Below are 23,031 nucleotides of genomic sequence, written 5' to 3'. Positions count from 1 at the left end.
TCTGCGCAGCGATGCGCAAGCTGCTGAACATCGCCTATGGCGTCTTGAAATCGGGCCGGCCATTTGACGCAAAACTGGCCCTTGCTCACTAGGAATCAAGACGGTATCTACGCCCGGCATGACTCCGTGCTGGGGCTATCGGGTTACACCCGACCTACAACAGCCACATTGCCAGCAGCAGGGCGAGTACGCAGACCAGCAGCCCGACGGCAGAGACCCAGGCGGATTCGGACATGTCATCCAGGAAGCGCCCCCGTGGGTAGCGGCCGAGCGTGAAGGCTTTCACGAAAGGCCAACCCATCCAGCACCCCCTCCACCAGCACTTCGAGGACTGCACGGAGAAGCCAGCCGATAACCCGTATCACCCCACCCAAAATCTCGTCCATGCCTTACTCGCACGCCCCGCGCTGGAAGAAGAAGTAGCCCATGTAGCGCAACACCATGTCCCGTTCGCCGATGGAGACGATGCTGTAGTTGCCCATGCCCTCGGTGCTGATGGTGTCGCCCTCTACGCGATAGGCACCGCTCTGGGTGAAGCCGCCCATGCTGTAGTCGAGGGTGCCCTCGCGTGTGAAGTCATAGGTGGAGTTGTCGGGTTCGCGTTCGCCATCCTGGATCGGGGCCAGGCCCTTGAGGCACCAGGGGCCGTAGAGGTCGTCGAGTCGGTAATCGGCGGCGCTGGCGTTGGCGGCGAGCAGCAGCGTGGCGAGCAGCAGGGCGAGCGATGCGGGCTTCATGGTCAATCCCCGGTTGGCAGGAGTGTGGGGAGTCCGGTGGCCTGCATGATCACGGGGAGCAGCGTCGGCCAGGCGAGCTTGAGCAGTTGCGGGAGGAGCACGATGAAGAAAGCCAGGCCGGCGAGCAGGCGCAGGCCCTGGCAATCGGCGTTGCGGTAGAAGGCCCTGGCCACGCGTGCCAGGTAATGCAGGGCGACCAGTATCGGCCCGTAGAACATCGCCAGCAGGCCCAGCATGCGCAGGTCGAACGTCGGCTCCGGGTCGCCCTGGCGCAGGCTTTCCTGGCCCGGGTCGAGCAGCAGCCCGAACAACAGGGTGCGTATGCCGATCAGCAGCAGCGCGCAGGTGATCAGGTTGCCCGGCAGCGAGGCCCTGGCCGGCTCGATCACCAGCGCACGCACCAGGCCGGCGGTACCGGCCCAGGCGCCCAGCAGCAGAAACGCCGAGAGCAGGTGCCCCTGCCAGGGCAACAGCAGGGAGAGCAGCGCCAGCGGCAGGGCCGTGAGCACCCCGAACACCAGGTAGCAGATCGTGCGCAACGCAACGAGGACGGAGCATCGGGAAGCACTCATGGCCGGCACCGACGGCTGGCCGGGAGGGGCGTGGGTGGCATGCGTACGTCCTTGTAACGGGCGGGGCTATTCGCCGATGTCTTCGTTCCAGAGTTCCGGGCGGGCCTCGATGAAGTCCTCCATCAGGGCGATACAGGTTTCGTCCTGCAGCACCTCGACCTCGACGCCGCGGGAGCGCAGCAGTTCTTCCTCGCCGAGGAAGGTGCGGTTCTCGCCGACGATGATGCGCGGGATGCCGTAGAGGAGGATCGCGCCGCTGCACATGGAGCACGGCGACAGCGTGGTGTAGAGCACCGACTCGCGGTAGACGCTGGCGGGTTGGCGGCCGGCGTTCTCGAAGGCGTCCATCTCGCCATGGCGGATGGCGCTGCCTTCCTGGACCCGGCGGTTGTGGCCGCGACCGATGATGCGGCCCTTGTGGACGATGACCGAGCCGATGGGGATGCCGCCCTCGGCAAGCCCCTGGCGGGCTTCGTCGATGGCGGCCTGCATGAATGCGTCCATGGTGATGCTCCTTGCGCGATTGCGGCGATGGAGCGAACGCTACGAGATGGCCGGCGGGCTGTCCACTGGCGCGTGACGGGATGTGGCGAGGCCGGGTGCGCCGTGCCGGAATCGGCACGGCGTGCGGGCATCAGCGCTCGCGCAGGGCCTCGGCGCGGGCGCGGATGATGGGCTTGAGCAGGTAGCTGAGGATGCTCTTCTTGCCGGTCATGATGTCCACCGAGGCGACCATGCCGGGGATGATCAGCAACGGTTTATCGTCGCTGCCCAGGTGGCTTTTGCGGGTGCGCAGCTTGATCAGGTAGAAGCTGTTGCCGTCCTCGTCGGTGATGGTGTCCGCGCCGATCTGCTCCAGGTCGGCCTGCAGGCCGCCGTAGATGGTGTAGTCGTAGGCGGTGAACTTGACCATGGCCTTCTGCCCGGGGTGGAGGAAGGCGATGTCCTGGGGCCGGATGCGCGCCTCCACCAGCAGGGTGTCGTCCAGCGGCACGATTTCCACCAGGTCGCTGCCCGGCTGGATCACCCCGCCGATGGTGTTGACCAGCAGTTGCTTTACGATGCCGCGCACCGGGGAGGTGACCAGGGTGCGGTTGACCCGGTCCTCCAGTGCCTTGCCGGTGGCCTCGGCCTTGCTCAGGTCGGTGCGTGCCTCGTTGAGCTGGGTGAGCGCCTCGCTGCGGAAGCGCGAGCGGGTCTCGGCGATCTTCTGCTCCACTTCCTTGATCGCCGACTCGGCGCGGGGAATGGCCAGGTTGGTGGCTTCGAGCTGGCCACGGTTCTCCACCTCGGCGCGACGCAGGCGCAGCACTTCGACCTTGGAGATCGCGCCGTCGGCCACCAGGGGTTCGGAGATGGCGATCTCCTGGCGCAGCAGCTCCAGGCTGTTGCGGTACTGGCCCTGCTTGGAGGCGAACTCGCGCAGTTCCTGCTGCTTCTGTACCAGTTGTTCCTCGAGGCCGGCGACCTCGTCGCGCAGCTGTTGCTGGCGGCTGCGGAACAGCGCTTCCTCGCTCTGCGCCTGGCCGGGGGCCTTGGCGCGCAGGGTGTCGTCGATGGCCAGCTCGCGGCCCTCCACTTCGGCGCTCAGGCGCTCGACGCGCAGGGCCATGGCGACGCGGTCGGCATCGGTCTCGCCGACGTTGGACTGGAAGCGCGTGGCGTCCAGGCGCAACAGCGGGTCACCCACTTCGACCACCTGCCCTTCGTGCACGAACATCTCGGAGACGATGCCGCCTTCGAGGTTGGAGATCTTCTGCAGCTTGGACGAGGGAATGGCCTTGCCTTCGCCCCGGGTGACTTCGTCGATCTCGGCGAAGTGGGCCCAGAAGCCGAGGAACAGGGTGAAGCCGATCAGCGTCCAGATGGTCAGGCGCACCACGCGGGGCGCGTCTTCGACCAGCGCCTTGCTGACTTCCGGCAGGGGCTGGCCGGACAGGTCTTCGCGCCCCTTGAAATAGTCCAGCAGCGAGTGGAGCGGAGACTTACGCGACACTGATCTGCCCCTTCTTCAGCGCTTCCATCACGGCATCCTTCGGGCCGTCGGCGATGATCTGTCCCTTGTCGACGATCAGCAGGCGGTCCACCAGCGAAAGCATGGAGGCACGGTGGGTGACCAGCAGCACGGTCTTGTTGGCGATCACCGCGTTGAGGCGCTGCTTGAGGCGTTCCTCGCCGGTGTTGTCCATGGAGCTGGTGGGCTCGTCCAGCAACAGGATGGGCGGGTCGAGCAGCAGTGCGCGGGCCAGGGCGACGTTCTGCCGCTGGCCGCCGGACAGGTTCTGCCCGCGCTCGCCGACCTGCAGCTCGTAGCCCTGCGGGTGCAGGCGCACGAATTCGTGGACGCCGGACAGCTCGGCCGCCTGCAGCACCAGTTCGTCCTCGACGTAGCGGGCGCCGGAAACCAGATTGTCGCGCAGGGTGCCGGCCAGCAGCTGGATGTCCTGGGGCACGTAGCCGATGTTGTGGCGCAGGTCGCTGACATCGAGCTGGCGCACGTCGACGCCGTCGATCAGCAGGCTGCCGGAATCGGGCTGGTAGAGGCCGACGATGAGCTTGGCCAGGGAGCTCTTGCCCGAACCGCTGCGGCCGACGATGCCGATCTTCTCGCCGGGGCGGACGATCAGGTTGATGTTGCTGAGCGCCGGGGCCTGCTGGTTCGGGTAGGTGAATTCGAGCTGGCGCATCTCGATGGCGCCCTGCAGGGTCTGGCGCGTCAGCGGACGCTCGTCCTCGTGGCGCTCCTGCGGCAGTTCCATCATGTGGTTGACCGAGTGCATGGTCAGGCGCGCCTGCTGGTAGCGCGTGATCAGCCCGGAAAGCTGGGTCATCGGACCGAGGGCGCGGCCGTTGAGCATGTAGCAGGCGATCAGGCCGCCCATGCTGAGGTCGCCGGCGATGATCAGGTAGACGCCGGCGACGATCATCACCACACCGGCCAGCTGCTGGATCAGCAGGGTGATGTTGAGCGACAGGCTGGACAGCATCTTCACCCGCAGCTCAAGGCGGCCGAGGGTGCCGATGGTCTGCTCCCAGAGGTACTGGCGCTCGCTCTCGGCGTTGTTGACCTTGACCGCGTCGAGGCCGGCCAGGGTCTCGATCAGGCTGGACTGGCGCTCGGCGGAGAGCGCCATGGTGCGGTCCATGGTCTCCACCAGGGGCTTCTGCAGCAGCCAGCCGATGGTCAGCGCGAGGGCGAAGGCGACCACGGGGATCCACACCAGGTGGCCGCCGAGGATGCCGATCACCAGGAGGATCAGCAGGGTGAACGGCAGGTCGATCACGCTGGTCATGGTCAGCGAGGCGAGGAAGTCCCGCAGCGACTGGAACTCGTGGATGTTCTGGGCAAAGCTGCCGACCCGCGCGGGGCGGTGCTTCATGGCCATGCCGACGATGCGCTCGAACAGGGTGGCCGAGATGATCATGTCGGTCTTCTTGCCGGCGAGATCGAGGCACAGCCCGCGCATGGTCTTGAGCAGCAGGTCGAACAGGTAGGCGCCGGAGATGCCGATGGCCAGCACCCAGAGGGTGGCGGCGGCCTGGTTGGGCACCACGCGGTCGTAGACGTTCATGACGAACAACGGCGCACCGAGGCCGATCAGGTTGATCAGCAGGCTGGCGGCCACGGCATCTACATAGAGCCAGCGCGAACGCTTGAGGGTGTCTCGGAACCAGTGGCGCGCCCGGGGTATCAGGCTGCCGTGGTTGATGTCGAACTTGTGCTGCGGCTGGGCGAAGAAGGACTGGCCGGCATAGTCCTGGGCCAGCAGTTCGCGCTTGACCCGCACTTCGCCGCCATCGCTTTCGCTGAGCAGCAGGCGCGCGTCGCCGTTCTCCTCCCAGGCCAGCAACAGGGCGCAGCGCCCTTCCTTGAGCAGCAGCAGCGCCGGCAGCGCGATCGCCGGGATCTGTTCCAGCTTGCGTTGCAGCAGGCGCCCCTGCAGGCCCGCCCGGGCCGCCGCACGGGGCAGCAGCTCGGGGGTCAGGCGTTGGCCGGGCAGCGGCAGGCCGGCAGTGAGCATGGCCCGGCTGGCCGGCCGCTGGTGTTGCAGGCAGAGGGAAAGCAGGCTGTCCAGGAGTGGATCATCTAGCTGACCGCGTGGATCGTTGTTGAAGGGGGCTCGGCTGACTTCTGGATCCACGCTTGGACACTCTTTCTCTTCAGGGACGGGTGAAGTCTCAGTTCAGGCCCGGCAGGGTCGCCTCGGGCTTGAGTTCGGACTGGACGACGGAAGCCATCGGCGCGACGACGCCCTGGCTCTTGAGCAGCTCGCCAATGGTCGCCTTGATCCGGTACTGAGTAAACAGTTCGAGGTGGCGAATTTCCACCAGACGGCGGGAGGCGGTGAACAGTTCGTTCTCGCTGTCCAGCAGGTCCAGCAGGGTGCGTTCGCCGATGCTGAACTGCTTCTGGTAGGACTCGCGCACACGGGTACTGTAGTCGACGTATTGCTGGGCGATCGGGATTTGTTCACGGGCGTTGGCCAGGGCGTTCATGGACAGCCCCAGGTCTTCGTTGAGCACGCGCAGGGCGTTGTTGCGGATGTCCAGGGCCTGGTTGATCTGGTAGGCCTTGGATTCCAGGTCGGCCTTGTTGCTGCCGCCGGCGAACAGGTTGTAGCGCATGCGCAGCATGGCCTGCCATTCGTTGACATGGCCGTCCTGGCCGTCCAGGTCGTTGTCGGCGCCACGGGACAGCTCGGCGTCGAAACGCGGGTAGAAGAAGGACTTGGCCGCGTCGTACTGCTTCTCGGCAGCCGCCACGTCGGACTCGGCGGAACGCAGGATCGGGCTGTTGGCCAGCAGGGTCTGGCGGGCTTCGGCGATGTCGGCGGGGAGTTGGCCGGCGAGGCCAGCCGGCTCGCTCAGGTCGACCGGATCGATGCCGACCACGCTGTAGAAGTTGGTGCGGGCGTCGGCCAGGTTGGTCTGCTCGGTGATCAGGTTGTTGCGGGCCTGGGCCAGGCGCGCTTCGGCCTGGTCCTGGTCGGCCAGGCGACCGACGCCACGGCTGCTGCGCAGGCTGATCTGGTCATAGATGCGCTGGTGGCTCTTCAGGTTGGCTTCGGCGAGACGGACCATCTCCTCGCGCTGCAGCACATCGATGTAGACCTGCGCGACGTCCAGCGCGGTTCTTTCCGACGTACCGAGCAGCGAGTAGGCACGGGAATTGACTGTGGCTTGCTGGCGGGCGACCTCGTTGGAGGTGGCGAAGCCGTCGAAGACCATCTGTTGCAGGCGCAGCGACGATTCGCCACGGGTCATGGTCTTCCAGTGGTCGCCCTGGCCGCGGGTGGTGGTGTTGTCGGAGCCTTCACGGCCGTAGCCGCCCAGCAGGTCGACCCTGGGCAGGTAACCGCCCTTGGCGGCCTTCAACTGGTAGTCGGCGGACATGCGGCTGTTGATTCCGGCCTGGACTTCGGGATGGACATCCAATGCGCGCTGCATGGCTTCGGAAAGCGTCTGGGCATGAACAGGGAGACTTGCAGCAAGGGCGAAAGGCACGACACAAGCAAAACGCAGACGCATGGGTTGGCATCCTTATCAGAGTGTTGAAGACAGTATTTGGAAGGCCGAAATCACCGTCATGAAATTGGCATCAACCTCGCTCGGACGGAGCATAAAACCGTGATCCAAGTCTCATTGAAAAAATCCGGACGGCCATCGAATATCAAAGTGACATTACGAAAACGATTGTTTAGGATGGATGCCAATTGGTCAATACATTGGCATAAACTTAATAGCAAAACGCGATAAGCCAAATAATTGACGACAAAAAAATACCACTTCTAAACAAGGGAATGCCTGCATCGAAACGGCTCTTCGTAGAGCACCGAAGCAGCACGCCGAAGCTAGAGCCAAACCAGGAGAGTCACCCCCATGAGCAGTGTCGTTGCAATCGTCAAGAGCGTTGTCGGCCAAGTTGTTGCAGTCTCCCCGGAGGGTGTGCAGCGCCAGCTCATAGAAGGTGATCGCATCTTCCAGGGCGAGCAGCTGGTCACCGGCGCGGCCGGCATGGTCACCCTGGAACTGCCTGACGGCAAGCTGGTCGACCTGGGTCGCGACACCCAGTGGAGCAGCGCCGACATCGCGCCCCAGGGCACCGACGAGAAGCCGGCCAGCCAGGCGCCCAGCGCCGACGAACTGCAAAAGGCCATCGCCGCCGGCGTCGACCCGACCCAAGCCTTCGAAGCCACCGCTGCCGGTGCCCCCGCCGCTGGCGGGGCGGCAGGTGGCGGTGCCGCCGGCGGCAGCCACAGCTTCGTCCTGCTCGATGCCACCGGCGAGCGCGTCGACCCCAACGTCGGCTTCGAGACCCAGGGCCTGGCCTTCCAGGCCGCCGCCGATGGCGACACCCAGGACCCGCTGCAGAACGTCGCCCCCGAGTTCACCGACGGCTCCGGCGCGCCGATCACCACCTTCAACCTGGTCACCGACGAAGACATCCCGCTCAGCGGCACCTTCACCAGCCGTGACGCCAATGGCGACCTTGTGACCTTCTCCGTCACCCGTGGCCCGGCCAATGGCACCCTGGCGCTGAACCCGGACGGCACCTGGACCTACACCCCGAGCCAGGACTACAACGGCAGCGACAGCTTCGAAGTGACCGTGAGCGACAGCCGCGGCGCCTCCACCCCGCTGACCGTCAACGTCGGCATCAACCCGGTCAACGACGCCCCCGTCGCCAGCGGCACCTATGAAGCCAGTGTCGACGACACCGCCGCCGCCGACACCTTCGCCGACATCAAGGGCCAACTGGCCGCCACCGACGTCGACGACACCAACCTGACCTGGAACGGCAGCGCCAAGGGCGCCTACGGCGAACTGACCGTCAACGCCGACGGCAGCTACACCTATGTGGTCGACGCCGCCAAGGTGAATGGCCTGGCCCTGGGCGAGACCGCCAGCGAGAACTTCACCGTGACCGTGAAGGACCCCTCCGGCGCCAGCGACACCCGCGTCATCACCATCAACTTCACCGGCACCAACGACACGCCGATCGCCACCGCCACCACCGCGGCGGTCACCGAAGACCAGAGCATCACCGGCAACCTGGTGGCCACCGACGCCGACAAGGGCGCGACCCTGTCCTATGCGGTCGACGGCAAGGCCCCGGCCGGCTTCACCCTGAACACCGACGGCAGCTGGGCCTTCGACGCTGGCGACGCCGCCTACCAGTCCCTGGCCGAAGGCCAGACCACCACCGTCACCATCGCCTACATCGTCACCGACGAGCACGGCGCCCAGGCCACCAACACCCTGACCGTCACCGTCACCGGCGTGAACGACCCCGCCATCCTCGGCAGCGCCGACGTGCAGCTGACCGAGACCAACGATGCCCTGAGCACCGGCGGCACCCTGTCCATCAGCGATGTCGACAGCCCGGCCACCTTCGTCGCCCAGGCCAACGTCGCCGGCACCTACGGCACCTTCAACATCGACGCCGCCGGCAACTGGACCTATGTCGCCAACTCGGCCTTCAACGAGCTGAACGTCGGCCAGTCCTACAGCGAATCCTTCAAGGTCGTCTCCGCCGACGGCACCCAGACCAGCGTCACCGTGACCATCAACGGCACCAACGACGCCGCCGTCCTCAGCAGCGCCGACGTGCAGCTGACCGAGACCAACGCCCCGGCCACCGCCAATGGCGCCCTGACCATCAGCGATGTCGACAACCCCGCCACCTTCGTCGCCCAGAGCAACGTCGCCGGCACCTATGGCAGCTTCAGCATCGGCACCGATGGCAAGTGGACCTACACCGCCAGCTCCGCCTACAACGAGCTGAACGTCGGCGACAAGCTGACCGAGACCTTCGAGGTTTCCGCCGCCGACGGCACCAAGACCAGCGTCACCGTCACCATCAACGGCACCAACGATGCGCCGGTGGGCGTGGCCGACAAGATCACCCTGGCCGAAGACAGCGTCGCCACCGGCAACGTGCTGGCCAACGATACGGACGTCGACAACGGCAGCCTGACCGTCACCAAGTTCAGCCTGACCAGCCTGCCCTTCGTCAGCTTCAAGGCCGGCGAGACCGCCGACCTGGTCATCGGCAAGCTGACCATCAAGGCCAACGGCGACTTCACCTTCACCCCGGCCAAGGACTACAACGGCCCGGTGCCGTCCATCACCTACACCCTGAGCGACGGCAGCCTCACCAGCACCGCCACCCTCACCTTCGACATCACCCCGGTCAACGACGCCCCGGTCAACACCGTCCCCGGTGCCCAGTCCCTGAACGAAGACGGCAGCAAGACCTTCAGCCTGCTGAGCGGCAACAGCATCGCGGTGCGGGACGTGGACGGCGACCAACTGACCACCACCCTCTCCGTCGAACACGGCGCGCTGACCCTCGGCCCGCTGAGCGGCGGCGTGTCATTCAGTGGCAACGGCACCGGCAGCATCACCCTGGTGGGCAGCCAGGCGGCCATCAACGCCGCCCTGCAGGGCCTGAAGTACGTCCCGGCCAAGGACTACAACGGCCAGGACACCCTGACCATCAACACCACCGACGGCAAGCTGAGCGACAGCGACAGCGTCACCCTCAACATCAAGCCGGTGAACGACGCGCCGGTGGCCACCCCGACCAGCGAGGCCACCACCGAAGACGCGCCCGTGATCGGCGGCAAGCTGGCCGCCACCGACGTCGACGGCGACACCCTGACCTACAGCCCCAAGGGCGCCCTCCCCGGCGGCTTCACCCTGAATTCCGATGGCACCTGGAGCCTGGACCCGAGCCACGCCGACTACCAGCACCTGGCCGAAGGCGCATCCACCACCCTGACCATCAACTTCACCGCCACCGACGGCAAGCTCTCCAGCAGCAGCACGCTGACCATCACCGTCACCGGCGTGAACGACAAGCCGACCATCACCGCCGCCACTGCCGCCGCCAATGAAGGCGACGGCCAGATCAACGGCCAGATCGCCGCCGCCGACGTCGATGACGGCGCCGTCCTCGCCTTCAGCACCACCGCCAACGTCGCCGGCCTGACCCTGGGCAGCGACGGCAAGTGGACCTTCGACGCCAGCAACGCCGCCTATGATTACCTGAAAGGGGGCGAGCAACTGGTCATCACGGTACCGGTCACCGTCACCGACGAGCACGGCGCCACCGCCGACAGCACCCTGACCATCACCCTCACCGGCACCAACGACGCGCCGGTGGCCAATGCCGTCAGCGCCTCGGGCAACGAAGACCAGGCCGCGCGCATCCAGGTGAACCTGTCCGGCAGCGATGTCGATGGCACCGTCACCGGCTACACCATCGGCTCCGTACCCGCCAACGGCACCCTGTACGCCGGCGCCAACGGCGGTACCGCCCTGAAGGCCGGCGACAGCGTCACCGGCCCGGTGTACTTCGTCCCGGCCAAGGACTGGAACGGCACCACCACCTTCGAGTACAGCGCCGTCGACAACAACGGCGCCGTGTCCGCCAGCAAGGCCACCGCCACCATCACCGTCGCCCCGGTCAACGATGCCCCGGTCGGCGTCAACGACAGCGTCACCCTGAACGAAGACCAGACCGCCACCGGCAACGTCCTGGCCAACGACAAGGACGTTGACGGCGACGCCCTGGTCGTGACCAAGTTCAGCATCACCGGCCTCCCCTTCGTCAGTGCCAATGCGGGCGGGACCATCGACCTGCTGGGTACCGGCAAGCTGACCATCAAGGCCAACGGTGACTTCACCTTCGAGCCGGCCAAGGACTACAACGGCCCGGTCCCGAGCGTCACCTACACCCTGAGCGACGGCAGCCTCACCAGCACCGCCACCCTCAAGTTCGACATCACCCCGGTCAACGACGCCCCGGTCAACGCCACCCCCGGCGCCCAGACCCTGGCCGAGGACGGCAGCAAGGTCTTCAGCATCCTCGGCAACAACAGCGTCAGCGTGAGCGATGTGGACGGCGACAAGCTGACCACCACCCTCAGCGTCGAGCACGGCGTGCTGACCCTCGGCCCGATCCTCGCCAACGGCCTGACCTACAGCGGCAACGGCACCGGCAGCATCACCCTGTCCGGCTCCCAGGCGGCCATCAACGCCGCCCTGCAGGGCCTGAAGTACGTCCCGGCCGCCAACTACAACGGCCAGGACACCCTGACCATCAGCACCGGCGACGGCAAGCTGAGCGACACCGACAGCATCACCCTCAACATCACCCCGGTGAACGACGCCCCGGTGGCCACCCCCACCAGCGACAGCACCTTCGAGGACGCCCCGGCCATCGGCGGCAAGCTCGCCGCCACCGATGTCGACGGCGACACCCTCACCTTCACCCTGAACAACCCCGCCCCGGCCGGCTTCAGCCTGAACGCCGACGGCACCTGGACCTTCGACCCGAGCAACGCCGCCTACCAGGCCCTGGGCCAGGGCGAGCAGTTGGTCATCCAGATCCCCTTCACCGCCACCGACGGCAAGCTCTCCAGCGGCAGCACCCTGACCATCACCGTCACCGGCGTCAACGACGTACCGGTGGTGAGCGGCGCCATCACCCACGGCACCAACGAGGATGCCGCCGGCCAGGTGATCGACCTCCTGGCCAAGGCCAGCGATGCCGACGCCAAGGACGTGCTCAGCGCCGTCAACGTCAGGGAAACCAGCGGCAACGACGCCAGCGGCGTGACCATCCAGGGCAACACCCTGGTGGTCGACCCGTCCCGGTACAACTACCTGGCCAAGGGCGAAAGCGTCGTGCTCACCTACGAGTACCAGGTCAGCGACGGCAAGGGCGGCCTGGTGACCACCAGCGCCACCGTCACCATCGACGGCGTCAACGACGCACCGGTGGTCAGCAGTGCCATCGCCGTGGACAGCAACGAGGACGCCGCCTCCTTCAGCGTCGACCTGCTGGACAAGGCCAGCGACGTCGACCTCAGCGACGTCCTGGGCATCAGCAACTTCAAGCAGGTCGGCAGTGGCGACACCTCGGGCGTGACCCTCAGCGGCAGCGGCCTGCAGGTCAACCCGAACGCCTACAACTACCTCGCCGCCGGCGAGAAGCTGGTGCTCACCTACAGCTACGACGTGGTCGACAACAACGGTGGCGTCACCCCCACCACCGCCACCCTCACCATCGAAGGCCGCAACGACGCGCCCGTGCTGGAAAGCACCGTGCAGAGCGGCGCCGTCACCGAGCGAGCCGACGGCGTGCCCGGCGAGAACGCCGGCAGCCTGACCGCCAGCGGCGACTTCGGCTTCAGCGACGCCGACCTGAGCAACACCCACAGCATCGGCACCGAGCTGGTCAGCGCGAAGGACGGCAACGGCCAGGCCGTCAACGTGCTGGGCAACCTTAGCGCCAGCATCAGCGATGCCGCCCAGGGCGACGGCCAGGGCTCCGTGCACTGGAACTACAGCGTCGCCGCCGGCGCGCTGGACTACCTGGGCGCTGGCGAGACCGTCACCCTGGTCTACCGCGTCACCGTCACCGACAGCAGCGGCGCCCCGGTCTCCCGTGACGTCACCATCACCCTCACCGGCAGCAACGACGCCCCGGTGGTGAGCGGTGTCGCCACCACCCTGACCCACGAAGACGCGTCCGCCTACAGCCTCGACCTGCTGCAGCACGCCTCCGACGAAGACGCCAACGACGTCCTCAGCGTCGGCAACGTCCAGCAGGTCGGCACCGGCGATGCGTCCGGCGTCACCTTCGATGTCGCCACCAACAGCCTGAAGATCGACCCGTCCAAGTACGACTACCTGGCCGTGGGCGAGAAGGTCGTCCTCAACTACAGCTACGAGGTCAGCGACGGCCATGGCGGCGTCACCAGTGCCAACGCCTCGGTCACCATCGAGGGCCGCAACGACGCCCCGGTGGTCACCGACACCAGCGTCACCGTCGACGAGGAAAGCATCGGCACCGCGCTGAACATCGCCGCCCCGACCGATGTCGACACCAGCAACGTCCTGACCATCACCGTCAGCGGCCTGCCCACTGTCGGCACCGTGACCCTGGCCAACGGCACCCCGGTGACCAACGGCCAGACCCTGACCAGCGCCGAGCTGCAGGGCCTGAAATACAACGCCCCGGCCGACTACAAGGCCGGCGACCCCGTCGGCGAGTTCAAGTACAGCGTCAACGACGGCACCACCACCGTCGAAGGCAAGGTCACCCTGGGCGTCAACCCGATCAACGACGCACCGGTGGCCAACGACGACTTCGGCGTCATCGCCGGCCTCAAGGGCAACTACTACGCCTACCGCGAAGGCACCGACGGCGGCAACCTGGAGAACCTCGCCGGCGTCACCGCCTTCATCGCCGGCCGCACTCCCAGCGCCACATTCACCGCCACCGAGCTCAACTACGGCAACGGCGTGTCCAGCAACCTGGGCGGCGACCAGCAGCTGCAGAAATTCCTCGGCGCCGATGCCGGCTCCCTGAACACCGACCCGGCGAACAGCTCGGACGCCATCATCCAGCTCACCGGCCAGATCAGCCTCGCCGCCGGCACCTACCAGTTCAGGGTGACCGCAGACGACGGCTTCAGCATCGTCATCGACGGCAAGGTGGTCGCCGAATACAACGGCAACCAGGGCCCGACCGCGCGCGAATCGGCCACCTTCACCATTGCCGAAAGCGGTGCCCACAACATCCAGATCGTCTATTGGGACCAGGGCGGCCAGGCCCAGCTCAAGGTCGAACTGCGTCCGGAAGGCGGCAGCTACACCGTGGTCGGCGGCAGCCAGCTGACCCAGGCCGGCAACGACGTACTGACCACCAACGAAGACCAGCCGCTGACCATCGAGCCCTCCACCCTGCTGGGCAACGACACCGACGTCGACGGCGACTCGCTGACCATCCTCAGCGTCCAGGGCGCCAAGAACGGCACCGTGGAACTGGTCAACGGCAAGGTGGTGTTCACCCCCGCACCGAACTTCAACGGCACCGGCTCCTTCACCTACACCGTGAGCGACGGCCACGGCGGCACCGATACCGCCACCGTCACCGTGGGCGTCAAGCCGGTGAACGATGCACCGGTGGTCGACAGCACCTCCCTCACCGTCGCCGAGGAAAGCGTCGGCACCAACCTGGGCCTGAAGGCCCCGACCGATGTCGATGGCAACCCGCTGACCATCAAGGTCACCGGCCTGCCGACGCTCGGCACCGTGACCCTGGCCGACGGCACCGCCGTGACCAATGGCCAGAGCCTGACCAGCGCCCAGCTGCAAGGCCTGAAGTACAACGCCCCGGCCGACTACACGGCCGGCCAGGCCGTGGGTTCCTTCACCTACAGCGTCAACGACGGCACCGCCACCGTCAGCGGCCAGGTCGCCCTGGGCGTCACCCCGGTGAACGACCTGCCGGTCGTGGACAGCGCCAGCCTCACCGTCAACGAAGAAAGTGTCGGCACCAGCCTGGGCCTGAAGGCACCGACCGACGTCGATGGCGACGCCCTGACCATCAAGGTGACCGGCCTGCCGACCCTCGGCACCGTGACCCTGGCCGACGGCACCGCCTTGACCAACGGCCAGACCCTGACCAGCGCCCAGCTGCAGGGCCTGAAGTACAACGCACCAGCCGACTACACCGCCGGCCAGGCCGTGGGCTCCTTCACCTACAGCGTCAACGATGGCACCGCCACCGTCAGCGGCCAGGTCGCCCTGGGCGTGAACCCGGTGAACGACCTGCCGGTCGTGGACAGCGCCAGCCTCACCGTCAACGAAGAGAGCGTCGGCACCGACCTTGGCCTCAAGGCCCCGACCGATGCCGATGGCGACGGCCTCACCATCACCGTGACCGGCCTGCCGATCCTGGGCAGCGTGACCCTGGCCGACGGCACCGCCCTCACCAACGGGCAGACCCTGACCAGCGCCCAGCTGCAGGGCCTGAAGTACAACGCACCGGCCGACTACGCCGCCGGCCAGGCCGTGGGCTCCTTCACCTACAGCGTCAACGATGGCACCGCCACCGTCAGCGGCCAGGTCGCCCTCGCGGTGAACCCGGTCAATGACCTGCCGGTGGTCAACGACACCACGGTGAGCCTGGACGAGGACACCACCCTCGACAGCCGACTCAATGCCACCGATGCCGATGGCGACACCCTCACCTACACCCTCAAATCCGGCACCAGCAACGGTACGCTGGTGCTCGACACCGCCACCGGTGAGTACAGCTACAAGCCCAACGCCAACTACAACGGCCCGGACTCCTTCACCGTCACCGTCAACGATGGCAAGGGCGGCATCGTCGACACCGTGGTGCGCATCACCGTCAACCCGGTCAACGACGTACCGACCGCCAGCCCGCTGAACCTGACCACGGTCGAGGACAACGCCGTCACCGCCAAGATCGATGCCCGCGACGTGGACGGTGACACCCTCACCTACACCATCGCCAACGGCAACGGCCCGCAGCATGGCACCGTCACGCTCAACCCCGACGGCACCTTCTCCTATATGCCGGGCAAGGACTACAACGGCACCGACGCCTTCACCGTCACCATCAGCGACGGCAAGGGCGGCGTGACCACCAGCCAGGTCAACATCGACATCGCACCGTTCAACGACGCGCCGGAAACCGCCAACCAGGCCAAGGAAACCGACGAAGACAAGAGCGTCAGCGGCCAGATCCTCGCCACCGATGTGGACGGCGACAAGCTGAGCTACGTGATCCAGTCCGGCGTGGCCCACGGCTCGATCCTGCTCAACACCGTCACCGGCGAATACACCTACACGCCGAACAAGAACTACAACGGCACCGACTCCTTCACCGTCCGGGTCTACGATCCGAAGGGCGGCTATGCCGACTCCGTGGTGACCGTCAAGGTGAACCCGGTCAACGACGCACCGACCTCCGGCCCTCTGTTCCTGACCACGGTCGAAGACAACGCCGTCACCGCCAAGATCGATGCCCGCGACGTGGACGGTGACACCCTCACCTACACCATCGCCAACGGCAACGGTCCGCAGCACGGCACTGTCACGCTCAACCCCGACGGCACCTTCTCCTATATGCCGGGCAAGGACTACAACGGCACCGACGCCTTCACCGTCACCATCAGCGACGGCAAGGGCGGCGTGACCACCAGCCAGGTCAACATCGACATCGCACCGTTCAACGACGCGCCGGAAACCGCCAACCAGGCCAAGGAAACCGACGAAGACAAGAGCGTCAGCGGCCAGATCCTCGCCACCGACGTGGACGGCGACAAGCTGGTCTACACGATCCAGTCCGGCGTGGCCCACGGCTCGATCCTGCTCAACACCGCCACCGGTGCGTACACCTACACCCCGAACAAGGACTTCAACGGCACCGATTCCTTCACCATCCGGGTCTACGATCCGAAGGGCGGCTATGCCGACTCCGTGGTGACGGTCAAGGTGAACCCGGTCAACGACGCACCGACCTCCGGCCCGCAGTTCCTGACCACCGACGAGGACACCCCGATCGACGGCCGCGTGACCGCCCGTGACGTGGACGGCGATACCCTCACCTACAGCGTCGCCAACGGCAACGGCCCGCAGCACGGCACCGTGGTGATGAACGCCGACGGCACCTACACCTACCAGCCGGCCAAGGACTTCAACGGCACCGACTCGTTCACCGTCACCATCAGCGACGGCCACGGCGGCACCACCACCAGCCTGGTCAGCGTCCTCATCAACCCGGTCAACGACGCCCCGGTAGCGCCCAACAGCACCGCCAGCGTTGACGAGGATGGCACCCTCACCAGCCGCATCACCGCCACCGATGCGGAAGGCGACAGCCTCACCTACACCCTGAAGACCGGCACCGCCAACGGCACCCTGGTGCTCGACCCCAACACCGGCGAGTACACCTACAAGCCCAACGGCGACTACAACGGGCCGGACAGCTTCGTGGTCACCGTCAGCGACGGCAAGGGCGGCGTGGTCGACACCGTGGTCAACATCACCGTCAACCCGGTCAACGATGCCCCGACCGCCGTCAACGACACCGCCGCCACCCTGGAAGACACCGCCGTCACCATCGACGTGCTGGCCAACGACCGCGACATCGACGGTGACAGCCTGACCCTGACCGGCGCCAACGCGCAGCACGGCAGCGTCAGCATCGTCGACGGCAAGCTCGTCTACACCCCCACCGGCAACTACAGCGGTGCAGACACCATCACCTACACCGTCACCGACGGTAAGGGCGGCAACAGCACCGCCACCGTCCAGGTCGGCATCCAGGCCGTGGCCGATGCCCCGAACCTCGGCGCCCAGGCCCCGAGCGGCAACCCCGCGGCCACCGGCCTGCTGCAACAGAGCTGGAACAACCTGGCCCTGGGCAGCGGCGGCAACGGTGCCAACCCGGCGACCCTCAAGAGCACCATCGACGCCGCCGGCACCCCCGCCAGCAGCGGCAACCTGGCCGATGCCCACATCGACAGCGTCAACGCCGGCGTGGCCAACAAGCTCTCCGGCCTGATCTACCTCGAAGCCGGCCAGACCTACACCTTCAGCGGCTCGGGCGACGACAGCGTGCTCGTCTCCGTGGGTGGCACCACCGTGGCCAACGCCACCTGGGGCGGCTCCAATGGCCAGTTCAGCGGCAGCTACACCGCCCAGCAGAGCGGCTACTACACCCTGGACATCTACCAGCACAACCAGAGCGGCCCGGGCACCCTGGACGTCAACGTCAAGGTCGGCAACGGCCCGGTGCAGGACCTGTCCAGCGCCAACGTGCAGCTCTACACCAAGCCCAGCGACCTGGCCGGCAACGGCCTGCACCTGTCGGACCTGCATGGCAGCGACGGCAAGGGCTACTACCAGCTCTACAACGTCAACGAAGGTGACGAGGACAGCAGCATCCCGCTGTCGCGCCTGACCGCCTCGCTGAAGGACACCGACGGCTCGGAGAGCCTCTCCGTGGGCATCTCGCAGATCCCCGAGGGCGCCACCCTGACCGACGGCGTGAACAGCTTCACCGCCACCAGCGGCAACACCAGCGCGAACGTCACCAACTGGAACCTGGGCAACCTGAGCATCACCCCGCCGGCCAACTACAACGGCACCTTCGACCTGAAGGTCACCGCCACCGCCACCGAAGGCGCCAACGGCGACAAGGCCAGCTCCAACCTGACCCTGCCGGTGACCGTGCATGCCGTGAATGATGCGCCCACCAGCGCCGACAACACCGTCAGCACCGACGAAAACACTCCGCGCAGCTTCACCAGCGGCGAGTTCGCCTTCCACGATGTCGATGCCGGCGACAGCCTCAAGGGCATCCGCATCAACAGCCTGCCGGCCAGCGGTAGCCTGAGCCTGGGCAACGAAGCCGTCACCGTCGGCATGATCATCACCGCGGCGCAGATCGCCTCCCTGGTCTACACCCCGGCGGCCAATGCCAACGGCAACAGCAGCTTCAGCTTCTCGGTGCAGGACCAGAGCGGCGCCTTCTCCCCGCCCAACACCATGACCGTCCAGGTCGCGGCGCTGGACGATGCCCCGGGCCTGTCCAACAGCACCGTGAGCTTCGCCGAGAACATCGCCTCCGGCAGCACCATCGCCGACCTCAGCGACCGCTTCACCGGCACCGACCAGGACCGTGACGGCGAGCCGCTGTTCTACAGCATCACCGGTGGCAACAACGACGGCCTGTTCACCATCAACTCCAGCACCGGCGTGATCACCCTGGCCAGCGGCAAGACCCTGGACTACGAGACCGCCACCCAGCACCAGCTGCAGGTCACCGCCACCGACGGCAAGACCCCGGCGACCGCGACCGTCACCGTCAACGTCACCAACGTCAACGACAACGGCGTGGTCATCACCGACAGCAACGCAGCGACCAACACCGTTGCCGAGAACGCTGCCAACGGATCCACCGTGGGTCTCACCGTACTGGGAACCGATGCCGACACCGGCGCCACCATCACCAAGTACGAGCTCACCGACAACGCCGGTGGCCGCTTCGCGATCAACGCCACCACCGGTGTGGTCACCGTGGCCGACGGCAGCAAGCTCGACTACGAGAGCGCCACCAGCCACAACATCACCGTAAAAGTGACCAGCTCCGATGGCAGCACCAACACCCAGGTGTTCACCATCAACCTCGCCAACGCCAACGACAACGGCGTGGTCATCACCGACAGCAACGCCGCCGCCAATACCGTGGCCGAGAACGCTGCCAACGGCTCCACCGTGGGTCTCACCGTACTGGGCACCGACGGCGACGCCGGCGCCACCATCACCAAGTACGAGCTGACCGACAACGCCGGTGGCCGCTTCGCCATCAACGCCACCACCGGCGTGGTGACCGTCGCCGATGGCAGCAAGCTCGACTACGAGGCCGCCACCAGCCACAACATCACCGTAAAAGTGACCAGCTCCGATGGCAGCACCAACACCCAGGTGTTCACCATCAACCTGAGCAATGTGAACGACAACGGCGTGGTCATCACCGACAGCAACGCAGCGGCCAACACCGTTGCCGAGAACGCTGCCAACGGCTCCACCGTGGGTCTCACCGTACTGGGAACCGATGCCGACGCCGGCGCCACCATCACCAAGTACGAGCTCACCGACAACGCCGGTGGCCGCTTCGCCATCAACGCCACCACCGGCGTGGTGACCGTCGCCGATGGCAGCAAGCTCGACTACGAGGCCGCCACCAGCCACAACATCACCGTCAAGGTCACCAGCTCCGATGGCAGCACCAACACCCAGGTGTTCACCATCAACCTGAGCAATGTGAACGACAACGGGGTGACCCTCACCGACGCCAACTCCGCAACCAACCAGGTCAACGAGAACGCCACCAATGGCACCACAGTCGGCCTGACGGCACTGGGCGTTGACGGCGATGCCGGCACCACTGTGACCTACTCGCTGACCGACAACGCCGGCGGCCGCTTCGCCATCAACGCCACCACCGGCGTGGTGACCGTCGCCGACGGCAGCAAGCTGAACTATGAGGCCGCCGCCAGCCACACCATCACCGTGCTGGCCACCAGCTCCGATGGCAGCACCAAGACCCAGGACTTCACCATTGCCGTCAACGACGTCAACGAAGCCCCGGTGGTGGTCGCAGGCGCTGCCGTCACCGGCGCCGAGGACACCAACTACGTCTTCAGCTGGAGCGACTTCAAGGTCAGCGACGTCGATGCCAACAGCAGCCTGTCGATCAAGGTCGAGAGCCTGCCGGGCGAAGGCAAGCTGCAGGTCAAGTCGGGCAACAGCTGGGTCGATGTCAGCGCCAACACCACCGTCACCAAGGCGGTGGTCGACGCCGGCGGCCTGCGCTTCGTACCGGACAGCAACGAATCCGGCCACGACAGCTTCGGCAGCGCGAACAGCGGTGTCGGCCTGAACAAGCAGACCTATGCCGAGTTCAAGTACAGCGGCAGCGACGGCACCCTCAGCACCGCCAGCAGCACCATGAGCATCGACATCGCGCCAGTGGCCGACGTCCCGACGCTCACCGTCAAGTCGGCGGCGACTGCCAACCTGTTCACCACCACCTGGGAAAGCGCGCCGAACAGCGACAGCACCTCCCAGGACGTCACCAGCGCCACCTTCGAGAACTGGAGCCTGGTCACCACCGGCGACAAGCTCTCCGGCGGCAAGAACGTGTTCGAGGTCTGGGCCAACGGCGACAGCATGCAGAACCAGGCCGGCAACATGGTCAACGTCAAGCTGCAGGGCACCGGCAACAACGACGCCCTGGAACTCAACGACGCCGGCGGCAGCATGTCGCAGACCCTGGGCGTGACCCGCAACGTCGCCACCGAGGTCGGCAAGGTCTACGAGTTGAACCTGGACTACGCCGGTCGCCTGGGCTTCGACACCAGCTTCACCAAGATCGCCGTCTACCTCGGCAGCACCCTGGTGGGCGAATACGCCTCCACCAGCAGCCAGACCAGCCTGAACTGGGAGAACATCCACTTCAGTTTCGTCGGCACCGGCAACACCGAGGCCCTGACCATCAAGCTGGCCGGCACCTCCACCGACTCCAGCGGTCGTGGCGCGCTGATCGACAACATCACCCTCACCTCGTCCCAGGGCGTGGTGGCCGGCGATGGCGGCGTCAGCGGCAAGACCAGCATCGCCCTGGCCAACTACATCGGCGGGTCGCTGACCGACACCGACGGTTCCGAGAGCCTGAGCTACCAGTTGAGCAACCTGTCCAACGGTTCGACCATCGTCGTCGGCGGCACCACCCTCAGCGCGGTCAACGGCGTGTACACACTCACTGCTGCACAACTGGCCACCGCCAAGCTGCAGGTGTCCGGTGACGTGCGCGGCGACATCGGCCTGGACGTCAAGGCGGTCAGCACCGAACCCAACGGCAGCACTGCCAGCACGGCGTCCCAGCACCTGACGCTGAACATCGTCGATGGCGGCGTGGAGCACACCAGCTACACCACCAACACCATCACCATGGCCGACGCCACCGGCACCACCAGCCTGGGTGGCGGCTTGACCGGCGAGTACTGGGGCTACAGCGAGAACGGCACCAGCCGGCCGAACCTCACCACCCTGAGCCAGGTCGAGAACTACATCGAGGGCCGCTCCGGCAACAACAGCAGCCTGGTGGGTTCCAACACCAACGCGGCGAATGGCTCGGTCAACGCCACCTTCATCGCCAATGTCATCGACTACGGCCTGAAGAACGGCAACCCGGTGTTCACCGACGACCTGGGTGACAACCGCACCGTCAACAGCGGCACCACCATCGGCACGTCCGGCAACAGCCAGAACAACCTGTACGACTTCCTCACGGCGGCCAGTACCGGCAACGTCTCCAGCCTCAAGGCCGGCGGGGCGAACCTGGGTGACACCAGTGACGCCATCATCCGCGCCCACGGCTTCATCGACGTCGGCAACGGCGGAACCTACGACATCCGCATCACGGCGGACGACGGTTACCGCCTGCTGATCGATGGCCAGGACGTCGCCAACGCCGACAAGATCCAGTCCACCACCACCGACACCTACAAGAACGTCAGCCTCACCGGCGGCTTGCAGGCGCTGGAACTGCTGTACTGGGACCAGGGCGGCTCCGCCACCCTGAAGATCGAGCTCAAGCCCAGCGGCAGCGATGACTCGGCGTACAAGACCCTCGGTACCGGCGACTACCAGCTGTTCCAGGCCACCACCCTGTCCAGCGGCCAGGAATTCGTGGAAACCAGCACCGGCTGGGCGGTTCACACCATCCAGACCACCACCGGCACCGAAGCCAGCGACCTGATCAACGGCAGCAAGTACTCCGACATCATCAACGGCGGCAACGGCCACGACGTGCTCTACGGCAACGGCGGCAACGACCTGCTCAATGGTGGCGAAGGCAACGACCTGCTGATCGGCGGCATCGGTAACGACATCCTCACCGGTGGCGCGGGCGCCGACGTCTTCATGTGGAAGGCGGGCGATGTCGGCAACGACGTGATCAAGGACTTCAACGCCGCCCAGGGCGACCGCATCGACCTCAGCGACCTGCTGCCCGATGCCGCGCACTCCGGCAACCTCCTCGATTACCTCAAGGTCGACACCGCCACCAGCACCCTGCAGGTGAGCACCACCGGCAACGTCAACAACGGCGCCGACGTGACCATCAAGCTCGAAGGCGTGGACCTGACCCAGTACGGGTCCTCCTCCTCGCAGATCGTCAGCTCGCTGGTCGCAGGCTCCGATCCGCTGGTCAAGACCGAGCACCACTGATCCGCAACGCCCCTCCCCGTCGCCGCGAACCGGCGGCGGGGAGGCGGTCGGATCGCCACTGCCATTTTCCCCGCCTCCCTGCGCGTGTAGAT

At 66.3% G+C, this 23,031-nt stretch carries 8 protein-coding genes; 1 reads left to right on the top strand and 7 read right to left on the bottom strand.

Going from position 1 to position 23,031, the window contains the following annotated elements; all coding sequences use genetic code 11:
* Positions 1–154 precede the first annotated feature (154 nt).
* The 7 genes from WFQ67_RS13115 to WFQ67_RS13085 all read right to left on the bottom strand — a co-directional run bounded on the left by WFQ67_RS13115 (position 155) and on the right by WFQ67_RS13085 (position 6,838).
* Positions 155–301: a hypothetical protein gene (locus tag WFQ67_RS13115; RefSeq protein WP_337057111.1), complete on the bottom strand. Its 147-nt coding sequence runs from the start codon at positions 299–301 to the stop codon at positions 155–157.
* Between the two features lie 88 nt (positions 302–389).
* Positions 390–737: a hypothetical protein gene (locus tag WFQ67_RS13110; protein ID WP_337057110.1), complete on the bottom strand. Its 348-nt coding sequence runs from the start codon at positions 735–737 to the stop codon at positions 390–392.
* A gap of 2 nt (positions 738–739) precedes the next feature.
* Positions 740–1,309: a hypothetical protein gene (locus tag WFQ67_RS13105; RefSeq protein WP_337057109.1), complete on the bottom strand. Its 570-nt coding sequence runs from the start codon at positions 1,307–1,309 to the stop codon at positions 740–742.
* 66 nt (positions 1,310–1,375) lie between these two features.
* Positions 1,376–1,813, bottom strand: coding sequence for a nucleoside deaminase (locus tag WFQ67_RS13100; protein WP_213625239.1), 438 nt, complete (start codon positions 1,811–1,813; stop codon positions 1,376–1,378).
* A gap of 130 nt (positions 1,814–1,943) precedes the next feature.
* Positions 1,944–3,305 (bottom strand): HlyD family type I secretion periplasmic adaptor subunit, encoded by a 1,362-nt coding sequence (locus WFQ67_RS13095; RefSeq protein ID WP_173177440.1) that lies wholly within the window; start codon positions 3,303–3,305, stop codon positions 1,944–1,946.
* Positions 3,295–5,451, bottom strand: coding sequence for a type I secretion system permease/ATPase (locus WFQ67_RS13090; RefSeq protein WP_337057108.1), 2,157 nt, complete (start codon positions 5,449–5,451; stop codon positions 3,295–3,297). The genes WFQ67_RS13095 and WFQ67_RS13090 overlap by 11 nt, the downstream gene beginning before the upstream one ends.
* A gap of 37 nt (positions 5,452–5,488) precedes the next feature.
* A complete protein-coding gene (locus WFQ67_RS13085) occupies positions 5,489–6,838 on the bottom strand; it encodes a TolC family outer membrane protein (protein WP_213625240.1) in 1,350 nt (449 codons plus the stop codon).
* A 351-nt stretch (positions 6,839–7,189) separates the two neighbouring features.
* On the opposite strand from WFQ67_RS13085, the gene WFQ67_RS13080 reads away from it, so the two are divergent.
* Positions 7,190–22,939, top strand: a complete 15,750-nt coding sequence (locus WFQ67_RS13080; protein WP_337057106.1) for a retention module-containing protein — start codon at positions 7,190–7,192, stop codon at positions 22,937–22,939.
* Positions 22,940–23,031 lie beyond the last annotated feature (92 nt).

The organism is Pseudomonas sp. USHLN015, assembly GCF_037153275.1.
In the GTDB taxonomy this organism is placed as follows: domain Bacteria; phylum Pseudomonadota; class Gammaproteobacteria; order Pseudomonadales; family Pseudomonadaceae; genus Metapseudomonas; species Metapseudomonas tohonis.
Note: the sequence above shows the minus strand (reverse complement) of the source record. Positions and strands in the feature narration are given on the sequence as shown.